The sequence below is a fragment of the Microbacterium sp. 4-7 genome, assembly GCF_014332665.1.
GTDB lineage: Bacteria > Actinomycetota > Actinomycetes > Actinomycetales > Microbacteriaceae > Microbacterium.
Genome location: NZ_MCRH01000004.1, coordinates 510159 through 527262, shown reverse-complemented (window position 1 = coordinate 527262; position 17104 = coordinate 510159). Strand labels below are relative to the sequence as shown.

Annotated in this window: 16 protein-coding genes; 15 read left to right on the top strand and 1 reads right to left on the bottom strand. The window is 67.9% G+C overall.

The genetic code is table 11. The features are described 5' to 3' along the window. The first annotated feature begins 181 nt into the window (after positions 1–181). Positions 182–526 (top strand): Rv2175c family DNA-binding protein, encoded by a 345-nt coding sequence (locus BEP68_RS09695; protein ID WP_332257703.1) that lies wholly within the window; start codon positions 182–184, stop codon positions 524–526. Between the two features lie 26 nt (positions 527–552). Here the strand turns inward: BEP68_RS09695 and BEP68_RS09690 are convergent, their stop codons facing one another. Further along, the gene (locus BEP68_RS09690; RefSeq protein ID WP_187249827.1) at positions 553–1653 is read right to left on the bottom strand and encodes a polyprenyl synthetase family protein; all 1101 of its coding nucleotides are present in this window, start codon (positions 1651–1653) and stop codon (positions 553–555) included. Between the two features lie 86 nt (positions 1654–1739). Here BEP68_RS09690 and BEP68_RS09685 point away from each other — a divergent pair, with 86 nt between their 5' ends. The 14 genes from BEP68_RS09685 (at position 1740) to BEP68_RS09620 (ending at position 17070) form a co-directional block, all read left to right on the top strand. Further along, on the top strand, positions 1740–2111 hold the full coding sequence (locus tag BEP68_RS09685) for a DUF3040 domain-containing protein (RefSeq protein WP_053096778.1): 372 nt from the start codon (positions 1740–1742) through the stop codon (positions 2109–2111). Positions 2112–2390: 279 nt separating this feature from the next. After that, positions 2391–2822 carry a division/cell wall cluster transcriptional repressor MraZ gene (gene mraZ, locus BEP68_RS09680; protein ID WP_053096776.1) on the top strand — a complete coding sequence of 144 codons (432 nt, stop codon included), beginning with the start codon at positions 2391–2393 and terminating at the stop codon, positions 2820–2822. 117 nt (positions 2823–2939) lie between these two features. After that, positions 2940–3878, top strand: coding sequence for a 16S rRNA (cytosine(1402)-N(4))-methyltransferase RsmH (gene rsmH, locus BEP68_RS09675; protein WP_053096775.1), 939 nt, complete (start codon positions 2940–2942; stop codon positions 3876–3878). Continuing rightward, positions 3875–4450 (top strand): hypothetical protein, encoded by a 576-nt coding sequence (locus BEP68_RS09670; RefSeq protein WP_072591461.1) that lies wholly within the window; start codon positions 3875–3877, stop codon positions 4448–4450. The genes rsmH and BEP68_RS09670 overlap by 4 nt, the downstream gene beginning before the upstream one ends. A 39-nt stretch (positions 4451–4489) precedes the next feature. Further along, on the top strand, positions 4490–6271 hold the full coding sequence (locus BEP68_RS09665) for a peptidoglycan D,D-transpeptidase FtsI family protein (protein WP_056278962.1): 1782 nt from the start codon (positions 4490–4492) through the stop codon (positions 6269–6271). 28 nt (positions 6272–6299) lie between these two features. Beyond that, positions 6300–7712 carry a UDP-N-acetylmuramoyl-tripeptide--D-alanyl-D-alanine ligase gene (gene murF / locus BEP68_RS09660; protein ID WP_187249826.1) on the top strand — a complete coding sequence of 471 codons (1413 nt, stop codon included), beginning with the start codon at positions 6300–6302 and terminating at the stop codon, positions 7710–7712. Further along, positions 7709–8821: a phospho-N-acetylmuramoyl-pentapeptide-transferase gene (gene mraY / locus BEP68_RS09655; RefSeq protein WP_053096767.1), complete on the top strand. Its 1113-nt coding sequence runs from the start codon at positions 7709–7711 to the stop codon at positions 8819–8821. The genes murF and mraY overlap by 4 nt, the downstream gene beginning before the upstream one ends. Then, positions 8811–10349 carry a UDP-N-acetylmuramoyl-L-alanine--D-glutamate ligase gene (gene murD, locus BEP68_RS09650; protein ID WP_187249825.1) on the top strand — a complete coding sequence of 513 codons (1539 nt, stop codon included), beginning with the start codon at positions 8811–8813 and terminating at the stop codon, positions 10347–10349. Before mraY ends, murD begins: the two co-directional genes overlap by 11 nt. Then, complete coding sequence (gene ftsW / locus BEP68_RS09645; RefSeq protein ID WP_056278959.1) at positions 10318–11556, top strand: putative lipid II flippase FtsW; 1239 nt, start codon at positions 10318–10320, stop codon at positions 11554–11556. Before murD ends, ftsW begins: the two co-directional genes overlap by 32 nt. Beyond that, positions 11553–12629: a UDP-N-acetylglucosamine--N-acetylmuramyl-(pentapeptide) pyrophosphoryl-undecaprenol N-acetylglucosamine transferase gene (locus tag BEP68_RS09640; RefSeq protein ID WP_056278958.1), complete on the top strand. Its 1077-nt coding sequence runs from the start codon at positions 11553–11555 to the stop codon at positions 12627–12629. Before ftsW ends, BEP68_RS09640 begins: the two co-directional genes overlap by 4 nt. Positions 12630–12693: 64 nt before the next feature. Then, positions 12694–14091 carry a UDP-N-acetylmuramate--L-alanine ligase gene (gene murC, locus BEP68_RS09635; protein WP_187249824.1) on the top strand — a complete coding sequence of 466 codons (1398 nt, stop codon included), beginning with the start codon at positions 12694–12696 and terminating at the stop codon, positions 14089–14091. Between the two features lie 3 nt (positions 14092–14094). After that, positions 14095–15042, top strand: coding sequence for an FtsQ-type POTRA domain-containing protein (locus BEP68_RS09630; protein ID WP_056278957.1), 948 nt, complete (start codon positions 14095–14097; stop codon positions 15040–15042). Between the two features lie 175 nt (positions 15043–15217). Next, positions 15218–16369 carry a cell division protein FtsZ gene (gene ftsZ, locus BEP68_RS09625; protein ID WP_053096755.1) on the top strand — a complete coding sequence of 384 codons (1152 nt, stop codon included), beginning with the start codon at positions 15218–15220 and terminating at the stop codon, positions 16367–16369. Continuing rightward, a complete protein-coding gene (locus BEP68_RS09620) occupies positions 16366–17070 on the top strand; it encodes a YggS family pyridoxal phosphate-dependent enzyme (protein WP_187249823.1) in 705 nt (234 codons plus the stop codon). Before ftsZ ends, BEP68_RS09620 begins: the two co-directional genes overlap by 4 nt. The last annotated feature ends 34 nt before the right edge of the window (positions 17071–17104 follow it).

Sequence of the window (17104 nt, the reverse complement as noted above, 5' to 3'; positions counted from 1 at the left end):
ACACGGATGTAAACGGATGTCAACAGGAGTGACGGATGGTGCGGATGGTGCCGATGTGAACCCGAGCCCCGATGCGGAAAGTGCGATCAGCGCTCAGAGGTGAGATAGTTGCAACGTGTCTGTGCCGTCTGAAAGCAACCCGTCTGAAACCTCGCAGCCCGAGGCTGCGTCCGCGAACGCCGTGAGCGCCGCCGGCGTCACCGCCACCGAGTGGCTCACGATGCCCGACCTCGTGGAGGTCCTCGACGAGGCCCTGGGACGTGTGCGCAGGCTCATCGACGAGCACTACCTCGTCGGCTCGCGCCGCTCCGGCGTGTTCGCGGTTCCGTCGGTGTTCATCGTCGACAACCACCCGCTGCCCTCGCTGCGCGGCACGATCATCGTGCTGCAGGATGCGGGCTTCTCGGACGACGAGGTCATCGACTGGCTCCTCGCTCCCGAGGAGGAACTGGGTCGCTCGCCGATCGACGCGCTTCTGGCCGGACACAAGAGTGCTGTCCGCAGGGTCGCCCGCACCCTCGCCTGAACCGAGCTCTCTGGAGCGGTTCGCGCTCAGGCCGAGCGCACCGTCGCAGCGCGTGCGAGATCGCGCAGGTCTCCGACAGCGGTGGTGTCGAGCCGCGCTCCGGAGAGAGCGCGATCGGCTTCCCGCGCATAGTCGTCGATCATCCGCTCCACGCGGTCCAGGGCGCCGGAGGCCGTGATCGTCGCCTGGAGGAATGCGACCTGCTCGCTGGTGAGGTCGGGATCGCCGAGCATCTCATCGAACAGGGCGCGAGCGGACGCGTCGAGAGTCTGCCTCGTCAGAGCGACCAGCACAGTGCGCTTGCCCTCGCGCAGGTCGTCACCGGCAGGTTTGCCGGTCACGGCGGCGTCGCCGTAGACGCCGAGCAGGTCGTCGCGCAGCTGGAAGGCCATCCCGACCGGATGGCCGAACTCGCGAAGCGCCAGAAGCTGGTCCTCGTCGGCATCCGCGATCGCTGCTCCGAGCACGAGGGGCTGCTCGATGCTGTACCTCGCGGATTTGAGGGAGACGACGCGAAGCGCACGCTCGACGTGCGAGTCCGTGGCGTGGACGCTCCAGGCGGACTCCTCCGCGATGTCGAGGAATTGGCCCACGGTGACGTCCCGGCGCATCCGTCCGTATTCGCGGCGGACCGCCGAGGCGTGGGGGAGCGGCTCGATCGCCTCCTCGAGGAGGTCGTCGCTCCAGGCCACCAGCAGGTCACCGAGCAAGATCGCCGACGAGCGGCCGAAGGCGGCGGGGTCGCCTCGCCATCCGGCTGCGACGTGCGCGCCTTCGAGTGCGCGGTGGGCCGCCGGACGTCCCCGCCTCGTGTCGGAGTTGTCGATCAGGTCGTCGTGCACCAGTGCGGCCGACTGGAAGATCTCCAGAGCCGCACAGACGTCCCAGAGGCCCGTCGATTCCTCGGCGTCGCGGTCGCGGAAACGTGCGACCGACTGCCATCCCGCGTGGCAGAAACGGGCCCGCAGGCGCTTGCCACCCACCAGGGTGTCGGCTGCCGAGTCGATCAAGCCTTCGGCATCCGGGCCGTATTCGGCCGACTCGCCTCGCATCCGGTCGAGGAAGAGGCGCAGGCGTGCGGCGACGGCGTCGGAGACAAATGAGGGGGACGGCACGACTCCCAGCATACGTAAAGCCAACGGAGGCCCTTGAAGCTAGCCCGCAGCGGCATACCGCGCGTAGAATGGACGGACGAATACCCGAGGGGGACGAAATGCCACTCTCCGAACAGGAGCAGCGTCTGCTCGACGAGATGGAACGCCATCTCCTCCACAACGACGCCGATGTCGTCACTGCGCCGTCTGGTGACCGCGCTCTCAGCTACCGCAACCTCGTGTACGGAGCCCTTCTGCTCCTCGCCGGTGTGGGCGGGCTGATCGTCGGAGTCGTCCTCGGGGACGTCTGGGGAGTCGTGGTCGGAGTGATCGGATTCGCCGCCATGCTCGGCGGCGTCATGATCGCTGTGACCCCCGTCCGCAAGCCCCTCTCCGCTGCACCCCGCGAACGCGCGGCGAAGCAGCAGAGCTCAGCGTCCTTCATGGATCGCATGAACGATCGATGGGACCGCCGCCAAGACGGCAACTGACCCACACACCTTCACGAAGGCCCGGATGCTCTGAGCATCCGGGCCTTCGTGCGTTCGGACCCGTATGCCGGCCCGGGGCTGCGTCGTGATGCCGGGCTCCGTCCTCCACTCGCGCTCCACCATCCTCCACCGCCCTTGAGCCGCGGAAATCCGCGGCTCATTGTCGTACGCGCACTCACAGGAGCGGTCTGGACAGGGATTGACCGTAGGTTTGTGGAGGAAAGTGGAGTAAAGTGGGGCGCACCTCGAGTTGGCCGGACGGAGAGGGGGTGATGGCTGATGTTGCTGGGAACGCATTCTCCGAAGTTGGACGACAAAGGACGGGTCATCCTTCCTGCGAAGTTCCGCGAAGACCTCGGTGGCGGCATCGTCGTCACCCGAGGGCAGGAACGCTGCCTCTACGTCTTCAGCACGGCCGAGTTCGAGACGATGCACGAGCGGATCCGCCAGGCGCCGCTCGCGAACAAGCAGGCGCGTGACTTCATGCGCCTGTTCCTCTCCGGTGCGAGTGCGGAGATGCCCGACAGTCAGAACCGCATCACCATCCCCGTGCACCTCCGTCAATACGCGGGGCTGCAGAAGGAGCTCATCGTCACCGGAGTCGGCGCCCACGCCGAGATCTGGGATGCGGAGAGCTGGAACACCTACCTCGCAGCAGGCGAGGAGACCTACGCAGATCTCGAGCAGGAGGTGATTCCGGGCCTCTTCTGACCACGGCTGTGATGCCCCGCCGCTCCTGCCCCGACACACTTCCCCGGTGCCGGGTCGTGAAGCGGAGGGGGATCAGGGCCCTGGTCACCGAGATACAGAGATCACCCGAGAAAGATCATGAACCTCCGCGACATCCACACCCCCGTACTCCTCGAACGCTGCGTCGAGCTTCTCGCCCCTGCGCTGCAGGCGGACGGAGCGGTGCTCGTCGATGCCACCCTCGGCATGGGCGGTCACTCCGAAGCGCTGCTCGAGCGGTTCCCGAACATCCGCCTCGTCGGCCTCGATCGGGACACCGACGCTCTGCGCATCGCGGGGGAGCGTCTCGCTCGTTTCCGTGACCGGGTGACGCTGGTGCACACGGTCTATGACGAGATCGGACTGCACGCTCAGGGCGCCTCGGGCATCCTCTTCGACCTGGGCGTCTCGTCGCTGCAGCTCGATGAAGCCGAACGCGGCTTCGCCTACTCGAAAGATGCGCCGCTGGACATGCGGATGGATCAGACGAAGGGCGTGACGGCCGCCGAGGTGATCGCGACCTACACCGAAGGCAACCTGCGTCGCATCTTCGAGCGCTATGGCGAGGAGAAGCTCGCGGGACGCTATGCGCGCTTCATCATCGCCGCACGCGAGAAGAAGCCGATCACGCGCTCCGGCGAACTCGTCGAGATCCTTCAGGCGGCGACGCCCGCAGCTGCTCAGCGGGCCGGGCACCCGGCCAAGCGCGTCTTCCAGGCGCTGCGGATCGAAGTGAACACCGAGCTCAACGTACTCGCGGATGCGATTCCCGCAGCCATGGATGCGCTCGCGGTCGGCGGACGCATCGTGGTGATGTCATACCAGTCTCTCGAGGACCGACTCGTGAAGCAGGCCTTCGCCGCCGGTGCAGCCTCCACCGCACCGCGGGGACTCCCCGTCGAGCTGCCGGAGCACGCGCCGCGGTTCCGCATCATCACCAAGGGTGCGGAGCTCGCCGACGACGCCGAACGGGCTCGCAACCCCCGCGCCATCCCCGTCCGACTGCGTGCCGCAGAGAAAGTGCGTGAGAGCTCATGAGTCTGAACGTCGCAGCGCCGAGACCGAGGGCGCTCCCCGAGGCACCCGAACGCGCACCTCGTCGGCGTCTCGAGCCGGTGACGGGAACCCCCGTCCGCCGCAAGCCGAAGCTCGCCTACGCGCTGGTGGCGCTCGCAGGAGCCATGGCCATCGGAGGCGTGCAGATCGGCCTCTCGCTGGCGATCACCCAGGACTCCTTCGTGCTGGCAGGGCTCACGTCGCAGCAGCACGAACTGGATCTGCGGACGAACGCCCTGCAGGAGGATCTCACCGGGATGAGCTCACCCCAGTCGCTCGCCGCCAGTGCCGCATCCCTGGGCATGGTCGTGGCAGGGGCCCCGTCCTACCTCCGCCTGAGCGATGGAGCCGTCTTCGGCCAGGGAACCGGCGCGACCGGCTCGTCGACCATCGATCCGAACGGCGCCGGCGCGGTGAGCAACTCCCTGCTGAACGACGTGCCGGTGAACGCCTCCACGGCAGACGACCCCGCGCCCGACGGAGCGGCCGGGCAGTCTGCGCAGGAGCTTCCGCCGGCGATCACCGACGGACTCCCGAGCCCCAGCACTCGCTAGACGACCACACCCACCATCGAGACCTGACGGAGAGAGTCCATGACGACACGAGCCACCCGGACACCCCGGCGACGCACGGTCGTCGCTCTCGCGGTGATCCTGGCGATCCTGGCCGCCTTCGTCGTGCGGCTCGTCGACATCCAGGTGGTGAAGGCCGACGAGCACGTCGCACAGTCGCTCGAGTTCATCGCGCACCGCACCGCGATTCCCGGTGAACGCGGCTCGGTGGTCGACAGCGACGGATCCGTGCTGGCCGAGAGCGTCATGGTCTACGACGCGCAGCTCAGCCCCCAGGTCATCCGCCTCCTGGAGGAGGACGAGAAGAACCCGCCGCCACTGCCCTGGGCTGAGGCGTCGACGCGCATCGCCGAGATCATGGGGCTGGATGCGGACGAGCTGCGTGCCGATGTCGCCGCTGCCCTCGCCGAGAACCCCGATTCGCAGTACCTGCCGCTGGTCAAGGGCCTCAGCACCGAGAAGTACATCGAGCTGCGCGACCTCAAGGTCGGCTCGTATCTCGTGATGAAGCCGCGCGAGGTCAGGGTCTACCCGAACGGCGCCGTGGCGGGAAACCTGCTCGGATACCTCGACGGGACCGGCACTGCGCAGGCCGGCATCGAGAAGATGGACGAGAAGTGCCTCGCCCCCACGGACGGCGAGGAGTCGTACCGCACCGGCAAGAACTCCGTCGTCATCCCCGGCAGTGAGAGCAGGGTGGACGCGGTCGACGGCGGCACCGTGCAGCTCACGATCAACAGCGACCTGCAGTGGTACATGCAGCAGATGATCGCCGAAGAGGCGCAGGCCCAGGGCGCCAAGGGCGGCACCGTCACCGTCGTCGAGGTGGGCACCGGAAAGATCCGCGCCGCGGCCGAATGGCCCACCATGGACCCGAACGATCTCGACGCCTCAGCGCCCGAGACGTGGGTGAGCAAGCTCTTCACCTACCCGTTCGAGCCGGGATCGACGTTCAAGGCCGTGACGGCCGCTGCGGTGATGGAGAACGGCGGTGTGACGATGACGAGTCCCACGGTGTCGGCCTCCTCGCACGAGAAGTTCGACAATGGCGCCGTGATCAACGACGCGTTCGTGCACCCGACCTTCCAGTACACCCTCGCCGGCGCGCTCATCGATTCATCGAACGTCGCGCTGTCGAAGTTCGGCACGATGGTGAGCCCGGACGTCCGTCACGACTACCTCGAGCGCTTCGGCGTCGGCGAGACGACGATCGGCTTCCCCAGCGAGACCTCGGGGGAGATCCACCCCACGAGCGAGTGGGACAACCAGTCGCTCTACACCACCACGTTCGGTCAGTACTTCACGGTCACGGCGCCGCAGCTCGCCGGTGCCTACCAGGCGATCGCCAACGGCGGCGAGAAGATCGGTCTCTCGCTGATCGAGTCCTGCACGGCCGCTGACGGCACGGTGGTCACGCCGGGTGCTCCCGAGTCCGAGCAGATCATCAAGCCCCAGACCGCGGCCGACCTCACGCGGATGCTCGAGAACGTGGCCGTCCAGGGCGGCAATGCCGACCGCATCCAGGTTCCCGGCTACCGGGTGACCAGCAAGACGGGTACCGCGCAGATCCCGGACGGCAAGGGCGGCTACAAGTCGGGCGTGTATTACACGAGCATGGTGGGCTTCGCGCCGGTCGACGATCCGCAGTACGTCGTGGTGGTGACTCTCGACGAGCCGACTAGAGTTACATCGTCTGCTGCTACCGCTTCTGCCTTCCAGAAGGCGATGACCCAGACCATGAAGACCTACCGCGTGATGCCGTCCTCCAGCCCGATGGACGCACTGCTTCCGAAGTTCGAATAGACGGCGCCCCGCCGCGCCTGGAGACGTCATGATCGCCCTGTCGCTTGCTGAGATCGCCGCCGTCCTCGGGGGTGATCTCCGCCTCGCCGGTTCTGCCACCGCCGACACCGTCATCGACGGTGTCGTGGACACGGACTCGCGCACCATGGCCCCCGGCTCCGTGTTCGTCGCGAAGCCGGGCGCAGAGACGGACGGACACCGGTTCGTCGGCTCTGCGCTCGCTGCGGGGGCAGCGCTCGCGATCGTCGAGCACCCGGTCGACGAGGAGATCACCCAGATCGTCGTCCCTGACGTCATCGTCGCCCTCGCCGATCTCGCCCGCGAGGTCGTCGCCCGCGTTCGTGCAGCCGGAGACCTCAAGATCGTCGGGATCACGGGGTCGAACGGCAAGACGACGACGAAGAACTTCCTCGCCCGCATCCTCTCCGACGAAGGCGAGACGGTCGCCCCCATCAACTCGTACAACAACGAGGTGGGCGCGCCCGTCACCATGCTGCGCATCACGTACGGCACGCGGTTCCTCGTCAGCGAGTTCGGAGCCGACGGGCCCGGCAGCATCGCCCGCCTCGCCGGACTCGTCGAGCCGGACGTCGCTGTGGTGCTGATGGTCGGCATGGCGCACGCGGGTGGCTTCGGCGGCATCGAGGCGACGGCCAAGGCCAAGTCCGAGCTCGTCGCCGCCGCGAGGCCCACGGGTACGGCGGTGCTCAACGTCGACGACTCACGCGTCGCGGCGATGGGCGCGCTCGCGACGTCCCGCGGGATGCGGGTCGCCGGCTTCGGTCAGAGCGACGCGGCCGATGTCCAGGCGCACGACCTCGAGGTCACGGCATCCGGCACCTCGTGTGTCATCCAAGCGGCGGGGGAGCGTCTTCCGCTCCGCCTGCAGGTGCTCGGCGCCCACCACGTCGGCAACGCCCTGGCGGCCATCGCCGCCGCGGGCGTTCTCGGGGTGTCGACGGCCGACGCGATCGACCGTCTCGAGACGGTCGAGATCGCGGAGCGCTGGCGTATGCAGCCCATGGGCAGCGACCGCGTGCGCATCATCAACGACGCCTACAACGCCAGCCCGGACTCGATGGCCGCAGCGCTGCGGACTCTCGCGCAGATCACCGGTCCCGGCGAGCGGACGGTCGCCGTGCTCGGCGCCATGAGCGAGCTCGGCGAGACCGCGGGCGAGGAGCACGACCGGATCGGTCTGCTCGCCGTGCGTCTGAACATCCAGCGCATCGTCGTCGTCGGCCCCGAGGCCCGCCGCCTCTTCATCTCCGCGATCGGCGAAGGGTCCTGGGACAGCGAGGCCGTGTTCTTCGCTGACCAGGATGCCGCGTTCGAGTACCTGCGCTCCGAACTCCGCGACGGCGACCGGGTGCTCGTGAAGTCCTCCAATTCCGTAGGGCTCCGGCACCTCGGCGATCGTCTGGGAGAATTGTTCTCGTGAGATCTCTCATCATGGCGGCGGCCATATCGCTCGCCTTCACTCTTTTTCTTACTCCCGTCTTCCTCCGGCTCTTCCGGAAGTGGGGCTGGGGCCAGGTCATCCGCACCCCGGAGGCCATCGAGAACCCGAACCACGAAGCCAAACGCGGCACGCCGACCATGGGCGGCGTCATCTTCATCGTCGGCACGATGGTGGGCTACTTCACGGCCACGTACGTCGGAGGCGGAACCCCCGCGCTGTCCGCGCTTCTCGTGATCTGGCTCATGGTCGGTTTCGGCGCAGTGGGCTTCATCGACGACTACATGAAGGTGCGCAGTCAGCGCAGCCTCGGGCTCTCGGGGTGGCGCAAGATCATCGGGCAGCTCGTCGTGATGATCCCGTTCGGCATCGTCGCGCTGAACTTCCCGAACGCCTTCGATCAGACTCCGGCATCCGGCTCGATCTCGCTCTTCCGCGACATCCCGTGGTTGAACCTGTTCGCGTTCACCGCGATCCTCGGCTGGGCGCTCTATCTGCTGTGGATCTCGATCATCGGCGTCGCGACCTCGAACAGCGTCAACCTCACCGACGGGCTCGACGGTCTCGCAGCCGGCGCCGGGGTCATCGTCGTGGGGGCGTACAGCCTCATCGCGTTCTGGCAGTTCAAGCAGTCGTGCGTGGGCGAGGGTGTCGAGACCGCCGCGCTCGGCGGATGCTACGAGGTCCGCGACCCGTTCAGCCTGGCGATCATCGCGGCCTCCTTCGCCTCGAGCCTGATCGGCTTCCTGTGGTGGAACGCTCCCAAGGCGAAGGTCTTCATGGGCGATGTCGGCTCGATGGCGATCGGAGGCGTCATCACCGCGATGGCGATCCTCACCCGCACCGAGCTGCTGCTGTTCGTGATCGCCGGCGTCTTCGTCCTGGCCTCCGGATCGGTGATCCTGCAGCGCGCCTACTTCAAGATCACGCGCGGAAAGCGACTCTTCCTGATGAGTCCGTTCCACCATCATCTCGAGATGCGCGGATGGTCCGAGGTCACGATCGTGGTCCGCATGTGGATCATCGCGGGCCTGCTCGCGATCTCGGCAGTCGGACTCTTCTACGTGGAGTGGCTGACTCGTGTCGACTGACGAGAGGCTCGCGACGCTGACGAGCTGGAACGCCGACTGGTCGGGCCTGCGCGTCGCCGTTCTCGGGCTGTCCATGACCGGCTTCTCGGTGGCGGACACGCTCACCGAACTCGGTGCGGACGTCCTGGTGCTGACCGAGTCGGCGGAGGAGGAGTATGCCAAGCTCCTGCCCGTGATCGGTGCTCGTCTGGAGCTGGGAACGCTGGACCGGGTCCCTGAAGCTCTGACCGCATTCGCGCCGGAGGTCATCATCGCCTCGCCGGGATTCCCTCCCTCGCACACCGTGATCCGCTGGGCGCGAGATGCCGGCATCGCGCTCTGGGGCGATGTCGAACTCGCCTGGCGCCTGCGCGACAAGGTGGCCCGCGCCGACGGCTCCCCGGCTGACTGGGTGCTCATCACGGGCACCAACGGCAAGACGACGACGACGCAGCTGACCGCGTCGCTCCTCGTCGAGGGAGGTCTGCGTGCGGCGCCGTGCGGCAACATCGGCGTGCCCGTTCTCGATGCGGTCCGCGATCCCGCCGGTTTCGACGTGCTCGTCGTCGAGCTCTCCAGCCACCAGCTCTGGTACCTCGGACTCTCCGAGACCGAAGGCGAGCTGTATCCGCACGCCTCGGTGTGCCTGAACCTCGCGGACGACCACCTGGTGTGGCACGGCAGTGCGCAGGCGTACCGCGATGCGAAGGCCCTGGTGTACCGCAACACGAGAGTCGCCTGCGTCTACAACAAGGCCGACGAGGCGACCAGGCTCATGGTCGAGGACGCCGAGGTGGTCGAGGGTGCCCGCGCGATCGGATTCGATCTCGGCATCCCCGGCCCCAGCGATGTCGGCGTGGTGGAGGGGCTGCTCGTCGATCGTGCGTTCTTGGACGACCGGGCCAGCAGCGCACTCGAGCTCACGACCGTCGCCGACCTGCGAGACGCCGGCCTGGCCGCCCCGCACATCGTGCAGAACATCCTGGCGGCGAGTGCGCTCGCTCGTTCTCTCGGCGTCGAGCCGCGCGCCATCCACTCGGCTCTGCAGTCGTTCCGTCTCGACGAGCATCGGATCCAGGTCATCGCCCGCCATCGCGGCATCACCTGGGTCGACGACTCCAAGGCCACCAACCCCCACGCTGCCGCGTCATCGCTCCGCGCATACCCCGGTGCGGTCTGGGTGGTCGGCGGCGACCTGAAGGGCGTCGACATCGGCGAGCTGGTCGCCACGGCCGGGACCACCGCCCGGGCGGCAGTCGTCATCGGAGTCCAGCGCTCAGCCGTCGTCGCCGCATTCGAGCGACACGCGCCGGGGGTTCCGGTGTTCGAGGTGGATGCTGGCGAGACTGGTCAGGTCATGAATCGCGTCGTGGAGATCGCCGCGGGAATCGTCGATGGCGAGGGAACAGTCCTGCTGGCCCCCGCCGCCGCGTCCTTCGATCAGTTCTCCAGTTACGCGGATCGAGGACACCGCTTCGCCGAAGCGGTGCGGGACTGGATAGACCGGGGGAGCACCGATGACGCAGGTCGAACGCCCCCCGCGCTCTGATCCCGGCAGCACCGGCTCCCGCGGTCTCGCGGCGAGAGTGTCGCTCGGGCGTCGTTTCACCCCTGTGTCGACCGAGTTCCTGATGATCGCATCGGCTGCGCTGATGCTGACGATCTTCGGCCTCGTGATGGTGCTCTCGGCGACGAGCGCGACCGCGGTCTCGAAGGGCGAGAATCCGATGGACGGCGCGCTTCGGCAGGGCATCTTCGCCGTGCTCGGCGTGCCGCTGATGTTCCTGATCTCCCGACTCCCGATCACGTTCCTCAAGCGCATGGCGTGGCCGGCACTGTTCGGTTCCATCGCGCTCCAGCTGCTGGTCTTCACCCCGCTCGGCATCGAGGACGGTGGAAACCGCAACTGGATCATGATCGCCGGGTTCACCCTGCAGCCGTCGGAGTTCCTCAAGCTCGCCCTCGCGCTGTGGATCGGCTACGTCCTGATGCGCAAGCAGACCATGCTCGGCACCTGGCATCAGGTCTTCATCCCCGTGGTGCCCGTGGGAGCCCTGGCGATCGGGACGGTGATCGCAGGCAAGGACCTCGGCACCGCGATGGTGCTGGTCATCATCCTGCTCGGCTGCCTCTTCTTCTCGGGGGTGAAGCTCCGGCTGTTCATCCTGCCGGTGCTGCTCGGCGTCGTCGCCGTCATCGCGCTGGCCGTCACGAGCCCTGACCGCATGCGTCGCATCACGGCGACGTGCTCCGACATGTCGGCGTACACCGGCGACTGCTACCAGTCGATCCACGGGATCTGGGGAATGGCGTCGGGAGGAATCTTCGGCGTGGGTCTCGGCAACTCGCAGGAGAAGTACGGCTGGCTGCCCGCCGCCGGCAACGACTTCATCTTCGCCATCGTCGGCGAAGAGCTCGGCCTGATCGGCTGCATCGTCGTGCTGGCCCTCTTCACGCTGTTCACCATCGGTGCCTTCCACATCATCCGCAAGACCGCCGATCCGTTCATCCGGGTCGCGGCCGGCGGGATCACCGTCTGGATCACCGGTCAGGCCGTGTTCAACATCGGCGTCGTGATCGGACTGTTCCCCGTCATGGGAGTGCCGCTGCCGTTCATGTCGCAGGGAGGAACGGCTCTCCTCGCCGTCCTCATCGCGTGCGGAGTGCTGCTGTCGTTCGCGCGCACCATCCCCGTCGCCGAGGGTCGTTCGGTGGCACGGACTCCTTCAGCAGGGCGGGGTAAGGTCACACGGTGACCACGTACCTTCTCGCCGGCGGTGGAACCGCCGGTCACGTCAACCCCCTGCTCGCCGTCGCCGATGCGCTGCGCGCCAGGGACGCCGATGCCTCGATCCTGGTGCTCGGAACGGCCGAGGGACTCGAGTCCCGACTCGTGCCGGCTCGAGGGTATGAACTCCTCATCGTCGACAAGGTGCCGTTCCCGCGGCGGCCCGACAAGCAGGCCGCGTTGTTCCCCGCCAGGTTCCGCCGCGCCGTCGCCCAGGTGCGCGATCACATCCGCGCTCACCGCGTCGACGTCGTCGTGGGCTTCGGCGGCTATGCCTCCGCCCCGGCCTACGTGGCGGCAGGCCGCGAGCGCGTGCCGTTCGTCGTGCACGAGGCCAACGCGAAGCCGGGCCTCGCGAACGTGCTGGGTGCTCGACGTGCCGCCGCCACGGGAGTCGCATTCGCCGGAACCCCTCTGCGCGGCGGCGAGGTGGTCGGCATGCCGCTGCGTCGAGAGGTCATCGAGCTCGACCGTGCGGCCTCTCGCGATGAGGCCGCCGCGCACTTCGGGCTCGACCCGGCGCGCCCGGTCCTTCTCGTCTTCGGCGGGTCGCTGGGTGCCCAGAGGCTGAACGAGGCCATCGCAGACTCCTGGGGCGACATCCTGGCCGCCGACTGGCAGCTGCTGCACGTCACGGGCGAACGCAGTGATCTGGCCGACCCCGAGGTGCCGGGATACACCATGCGCCGATACGTCGACCGGATGGACCTCGCCTTCGCGCTCGCCGACCTCATCGTGTCCCGTTCCGGCGCAGCCACCGTGAGCGAGATCAGCGCCCTGGGGATCCCCGCGCTGTACGTGCCGTACTCCGTCGGCAACGGGGAGCAGCGGCTGAACGCGGCGTCCGCCGTGGCAGCCGGGGCCGCTCGTCTTCTCGACGACGCCACCTTCGACGGCGACGCGGTGCGCCGCCTCGTGATCCCCGTCATGAACGATTCGCAGCAGCTCACGGCCATGCAGTCCGCCGCCGAGCAGGTGGGCACCCGCACCGGCACGGAGAACGTCGTCGCACTCGTGGATCGCGCCCTCCGGTCCTCCTGATCTCACCGTCGACACGGCTCCTCGACGCCGAATCGTCCTCACCGAAAAGTAGACTGAAACCGACATGATCAGACCTGACCTCTCCCTCCCGATCCCCGAGTCGATCTCCTCCGCGCACTTCATCGGCATCGGCGGATCCGGCATGAGCGGCCTCGCCAAGATGTTCCTCGACGCGGGGATCCGCGTCTCGGGAAGCGATCGAGCCGACAGCGACAACATGCGCGCACTCGCGGCCGCCGGAGCAGATGTGCACGTCGGGCACGACGCGGCGCATCTCGGCGATGCCGACACGGTCGTCCACACCGGAGCGATCTGGCCGGAGAACCCCGAGTTCGTCACGGCGAAGCAGCGCGGGCTGCACGTGATCCACCGCTCGCAGGCCTTGCACTGGCTGATCGGATCGCGTCGACTGGTCTCCGTGGCCGGCGCGCACGGCAAGACGACGTCGACGGGCATGATCGTGACCGCGCTGCAGCAGCTCGGAGCCGACCCGAACTTCGTCAACGGCGGCGTGATCGAGCAGCTCGGCGTCTCGAGCGCCACCGGATCGGGTGAGCTCTTCGTGATCGAGGCGGATGAGTCCGACGGCACGTTCCTGCTCTACGACACGGCTGTCGCGCTGATCACCAATGTCGACCCCGATCACCTCGACCACTACGGGTCCGACGAAGCGTTCCACGACGCGTTCGTGCGGTTCGCCGACGCGGCCACGGAGGCGGTCGTGATCTCCAGCGACGACGCCGGCGCCCTGCGAGTGCGAGCGGGGCTCTCGCACCCGAACGTCGTGACGTTCGGGCAGGCGGAGGATGCCGATGTCAGGGTGACCGACATCGTGGCGGCCGGGCCCGTCTCGGCCACCGTCAGCTCCGGAGCCGAGAGCGTGCGCCTCCAGCTCGCCGTGCCCGGCGTGCACAACGCCATCAACGCGGCAGGCGCCATCGCGGTCCTCCTCTCGGTGGGCTTCGGCCTGACCGAGTCCGCCAAGGCCGTCGAGGGCTTCGCCGGCACGGTCCGCCGCCTCCAGCAGCACGGCGTCGAGCGCGGCGTCACCGTCTACGACGACTACTCCCACCACCCGACCGAGGTACGGGCGGCTCTCGAGGCGATGCGATCGATCGCCGGCACGGGCAGGATCATCGCGATCCAGCAGCCCCACACCTACTCGCGAACGCAGCACATGTTCCGCGAGTTCGCGGACGTGCTGGAGACGTATGCAGACCACACGGTCGTGCTCGACGTCTACGGTGCTCGCGAGGATCCGGTCCCGGGCGTCACGGGAGAGCTCGTGAGCGGGGCGTTCCACGACCCGTCGCACGTCCACTTCGTCGCCGACTGGCAGCAGGCAGCCGATTACACGGCGTCCGTCGCTCGCGACGGCGATTTCGTCGTCACGCTCGGCTGCGGCAACGTCTACCAGATCATCCCGCAGGTGCTCGAGTCTCTGCGGACCACCGAGGTCTGACGCATGCGTCGTCCGCCTCCGCTTCCCACGCCTCCCGCGGGCACCGCGGAGGACACGCCCAGGCGACGGGAGGGTCCGGCGACGCGAGGGCGCGCGCGGGACGTCGAGCAGGACGAACGCACAGGTCCGCAGGCCGCGGCGGTCGGCCTCGACTCCGACGTCCGTGCGGACATCGACGGGGATGCCGGGGTGCGGCCGACATCGACGCGGGACGTCTGGCGGGCGGCGCGAGCGAGACGCAAGGCGCTGCGGGCCGAGATCCGACGGTTCACGCAGCGCTCCCGACGGCGTCGCATCATCTGGCTGAGCGCGGTCGGTGCTGTCGTCCTGCTGATCGGTGGCACCACCGCCGCGGCGTACAGCCCGCTGTTCGCCGTGGAGAAGATCACGGTCGTGGGCGCGACGACGCTGGATGCCGCGGCGGTGGAGGCCGCCCTCGGCGAGCAGGTGGGCACCCCCTTGGCGCTGGTCGACTCGAGCGAGGTCAAGGCCGCGCTGCTGGGATTCCCGCTGATCGAGACCTATGCGCTCGAGGCGAAGCCGCCGCACGATCTCACGGTGCGGATCGTCGAGCGCACGCCGGTCGGCGTGATCCGCTCGGATGCGGGCTATACGCTCGTCGACGCCGCGGGCGTCGCGCTGGCGACGACCTCCGATCAGCCGGCGGGACAGCCGGTGCTCGACATCGACGGCGGCACCGACTCGGTCGCGTTCGAGAGTGCGGGTCTCGTGGTGCGCTCGGTGCCCGCTGATCTGCGCGCGCTGCTGACCGGAGTGCAGGCCACGACAGCTGATGACGTGACGTTGACGCTCAGCAGCGGGCTGACGGTCGTCTGGGGCAGCTCGGATGACTCCCCGATGAAGAGCGAAGTGCTCACGAAGACGCTGCTCAGCAATCCTGAGGCGTCGACGATCGATGTCACATCGCCGCATGCGGTGGTCGTGGGCTGAGGTTTCGACGGCAAACGGGCGACACGCCCGTGTCGCTGCCTGTGCGCGGGGACGTGACGCTTACCTTCGAACAAGAGAAACCAATACCGGGAAATACTTTACACCTCTAGTTGAGGTTTAAGGTTCGGCCCGCGGAATCTCACCCCAGACAGGCTCGACTATTCGGAGGCCGGCCATGAGCCAGAACCAGAACTACCTCGCCGTGATCAAGGTCGTCGGCGTCGGCGGTGGCGGCGTCAACGCCGTCAACCGCATGATCGATCTCGGGCTCCGCGGAGTCGAGTTCATCGCAGTGAACACCGACGCGCAGGCGCTGCTCATGAGCGATGCCGACGTCAAGCTCGATGTCGGTCGCGAGCTCACTCGCGGACTCGGCGCCGGCGCTGACCCCGAGGTCGGCCGTCGCGCCGCCGAGGATCACGCCGAGGAGATCGAGCAGGCGCTCACCGGTGCCGACATGGTCTTCGTGACCGCAGGCGAGGGCGGTGGAACGGGAACGGGTGGAGCCCCCGTCGTCGCGCGCATCGCGAAGTCGATCGGCGCACTGACCATCGGCGTCGTGACGAAGCCCTTCTCGTTCGAAGGCCGTCGTCGTCAGAGCCAGGCTGAAGCCGGTGTGGTGAAGCTGAAGGAAGAAGTCGACACCCTCATCGTGGTGCCGAACGACCGTCTGCTCGAGATCAGCGATCGCGGCATCTCGATGATCGAGGCCTTCGCGACCGCGGACCAGGTGCTCCTCGCCGGTGTCCAGGGCATCACCGACCTCATCACGACTCCCGGTCTCATCAACCTCGACTTCGCCGACGTCAAGTCGGTCATGCAGGGCGCCGGTTCGGCACTGATGGGAATCGGATCGGCACGCGGTGCCGACCGTGCCATCAAGGCCGCCGAACTCGCGGTCGAGTCGCCGCTCCTCGAGGCCAGCATCGAGGGTGCTCACGGAGTCCTGCTCTCGATCCAGGGTGGTTCGAACCTCGGCATCTTCGAGATCCACGACGCTGCGGATCTCGTGAAGGAAGCCGCGCACCCCGAGGCCAATATCATCTTCGGTACGGTCATCGACGACACGCTCGGCGACGAGGTGCGTGTCACCGTGATCGCGGCCGGCTTCGACAGTGGTGAGCCTTCGCTGCGCCTCGACCCCATGGTCGTCTCGCGGCCCGCCGCGGCCAGCACGCTGCCCGAGGTGGCGCTCTCGAACGACGAGGAGAGCAAGCCCGCTGCCGAGGCGCCCGCGCCCGAGAAGCCGCAGCAGCGCGTCCCGGCGACGAGCATCGAGCCTGCTTTCGCGGACGACGACATCGACATCCCCGAATTCCTGAAGTGACGCAGGCGCAGGGCCAGGCCGGGTCCGGTCTGGCAGCGCGGCTGTCGGCGATCGATCATCGGATCGCCGACGCTGCGCGCCTGGCCGGCAGGGACCCGGCGCAGATCTCCCGCATCGTCGTGACCAAGTTCCACCCGTCGTCGCTCGTTCGCGAGCTGCACGCGCTGGGTGTGCGCGACGTGGGGGAGAACCGCCAGCAGGAGCTCTCGTCGAAGACCGCCGAGCTGACGGACCTCGACCTCCGGTGGCACTTCATCGGGCAGGCGCAGACCAATAAGGCCGGTGCGATCCGCCGCAGCGCGGATGCCGTGCACTCGGTAGACCGCGACCGGCTGGCCGACGCACTGCATCGGGCGGCCGACGGGGATGACCTTCTCGACGTGCTCGTGCAGGTCAATCTCACCGATGATCACGGACGCGGCGGCGTCGCGCCCGCCGAGGCGGCCTCTCTCGCCGAGCACATCATGACGCTGCCCTCGCTGCGGCTTCGCGGTGTGATGGCGGTCGCGCCGCTCGATGAGGAACCCGCTTCCGCGTTCGCGCGCCTGCACTCGATCGCAGAGAGCGTGCGCGCCGTCGAGCCGTCGGCGACCTGGATGTCCGCAGGGATGACGGGCGATTTCGTCGAGGCCATCGAGGCCGGCGCGACACACCTGCGGATCGGCTCCGCAATCACGGGACCCCGCCCCGACCGGGGTTAACCTGTGAACAGACCAACCCGACACGTTCGAACCG

Coding starts and splice junctions, on each gene's coding strand:
- BEP68_RS09665 (WP_056278962.1), top strand. CDS start 4,490: ATGACGACACGAGCCACCCGGACACCCCGGCGACGCACGGTCGTCGCT.
- mraZ (WP_053096776.1), top strand. CDS start 2,391: ATGTTGCTGGGAACGCATTCTCCGAAGTTGGACGACAAAGGACGGGTC.
- BEP68_RS09670 (WP_072591461.1), top strand. CDS start 3,875: ATGAGTCTGAACGTCGCAGCGCCGAGACCGAGGGCGCTCCCCGAGGCA.
- ftsZ (WP_053096755.1), top strand. CDS start 15,218: ATGAGCCAGAACCAGAACTACCTCGCCGTGATCAAGGTCGTCGGCGTC.
- ftsW (WP_056278959.1), top strand. CDS start 10,318: ATGACGCAGGTCGAACGCCCCCCGCGCTCTGATCCCGGCAGCACCGGC.
- murC (WP_187249824.1), top strand. CDS start 12,694: ATGATCAGACCTGACCTCTCCCTCCCGATCCCCGAGTCGATCTCCTCC.
- BEP68_RS09630 (WP_056278957.1), top strand. CDS start 14,095: ATGCGTCGTCCGCCTCCGCTTCCCACGCCTCCCGCGGGCACCGCGGAG.
- BEP68_RS09690 (WP_187249827.1), bottom strand. CDS start 1,653: ATGCTGGGAGTCGTGCCGTCCCCCTCATTTGTCTCCGACGCCGTCGCC.
- murF (WP_187249826.1), top strand. CDS start 6,300: ATGATCGCCCTGTCGCTTGCTGAGATCGCCGCCGTCCTCGGGGGTGAT.
- rsmH (WP_053096775.1), top strand. CDS start 2,940: ATGAACCTCCGCGACATCCACACCCCCGTACTCCTCGAACGCTGCGTC.
- BEP68_RS09685 (WP_053096778.1), top strand. CDS start 1,740: ATGCCACTCTCCGAACAGGAGCAGCGTCTGCTCGACGAGATGGAACGC.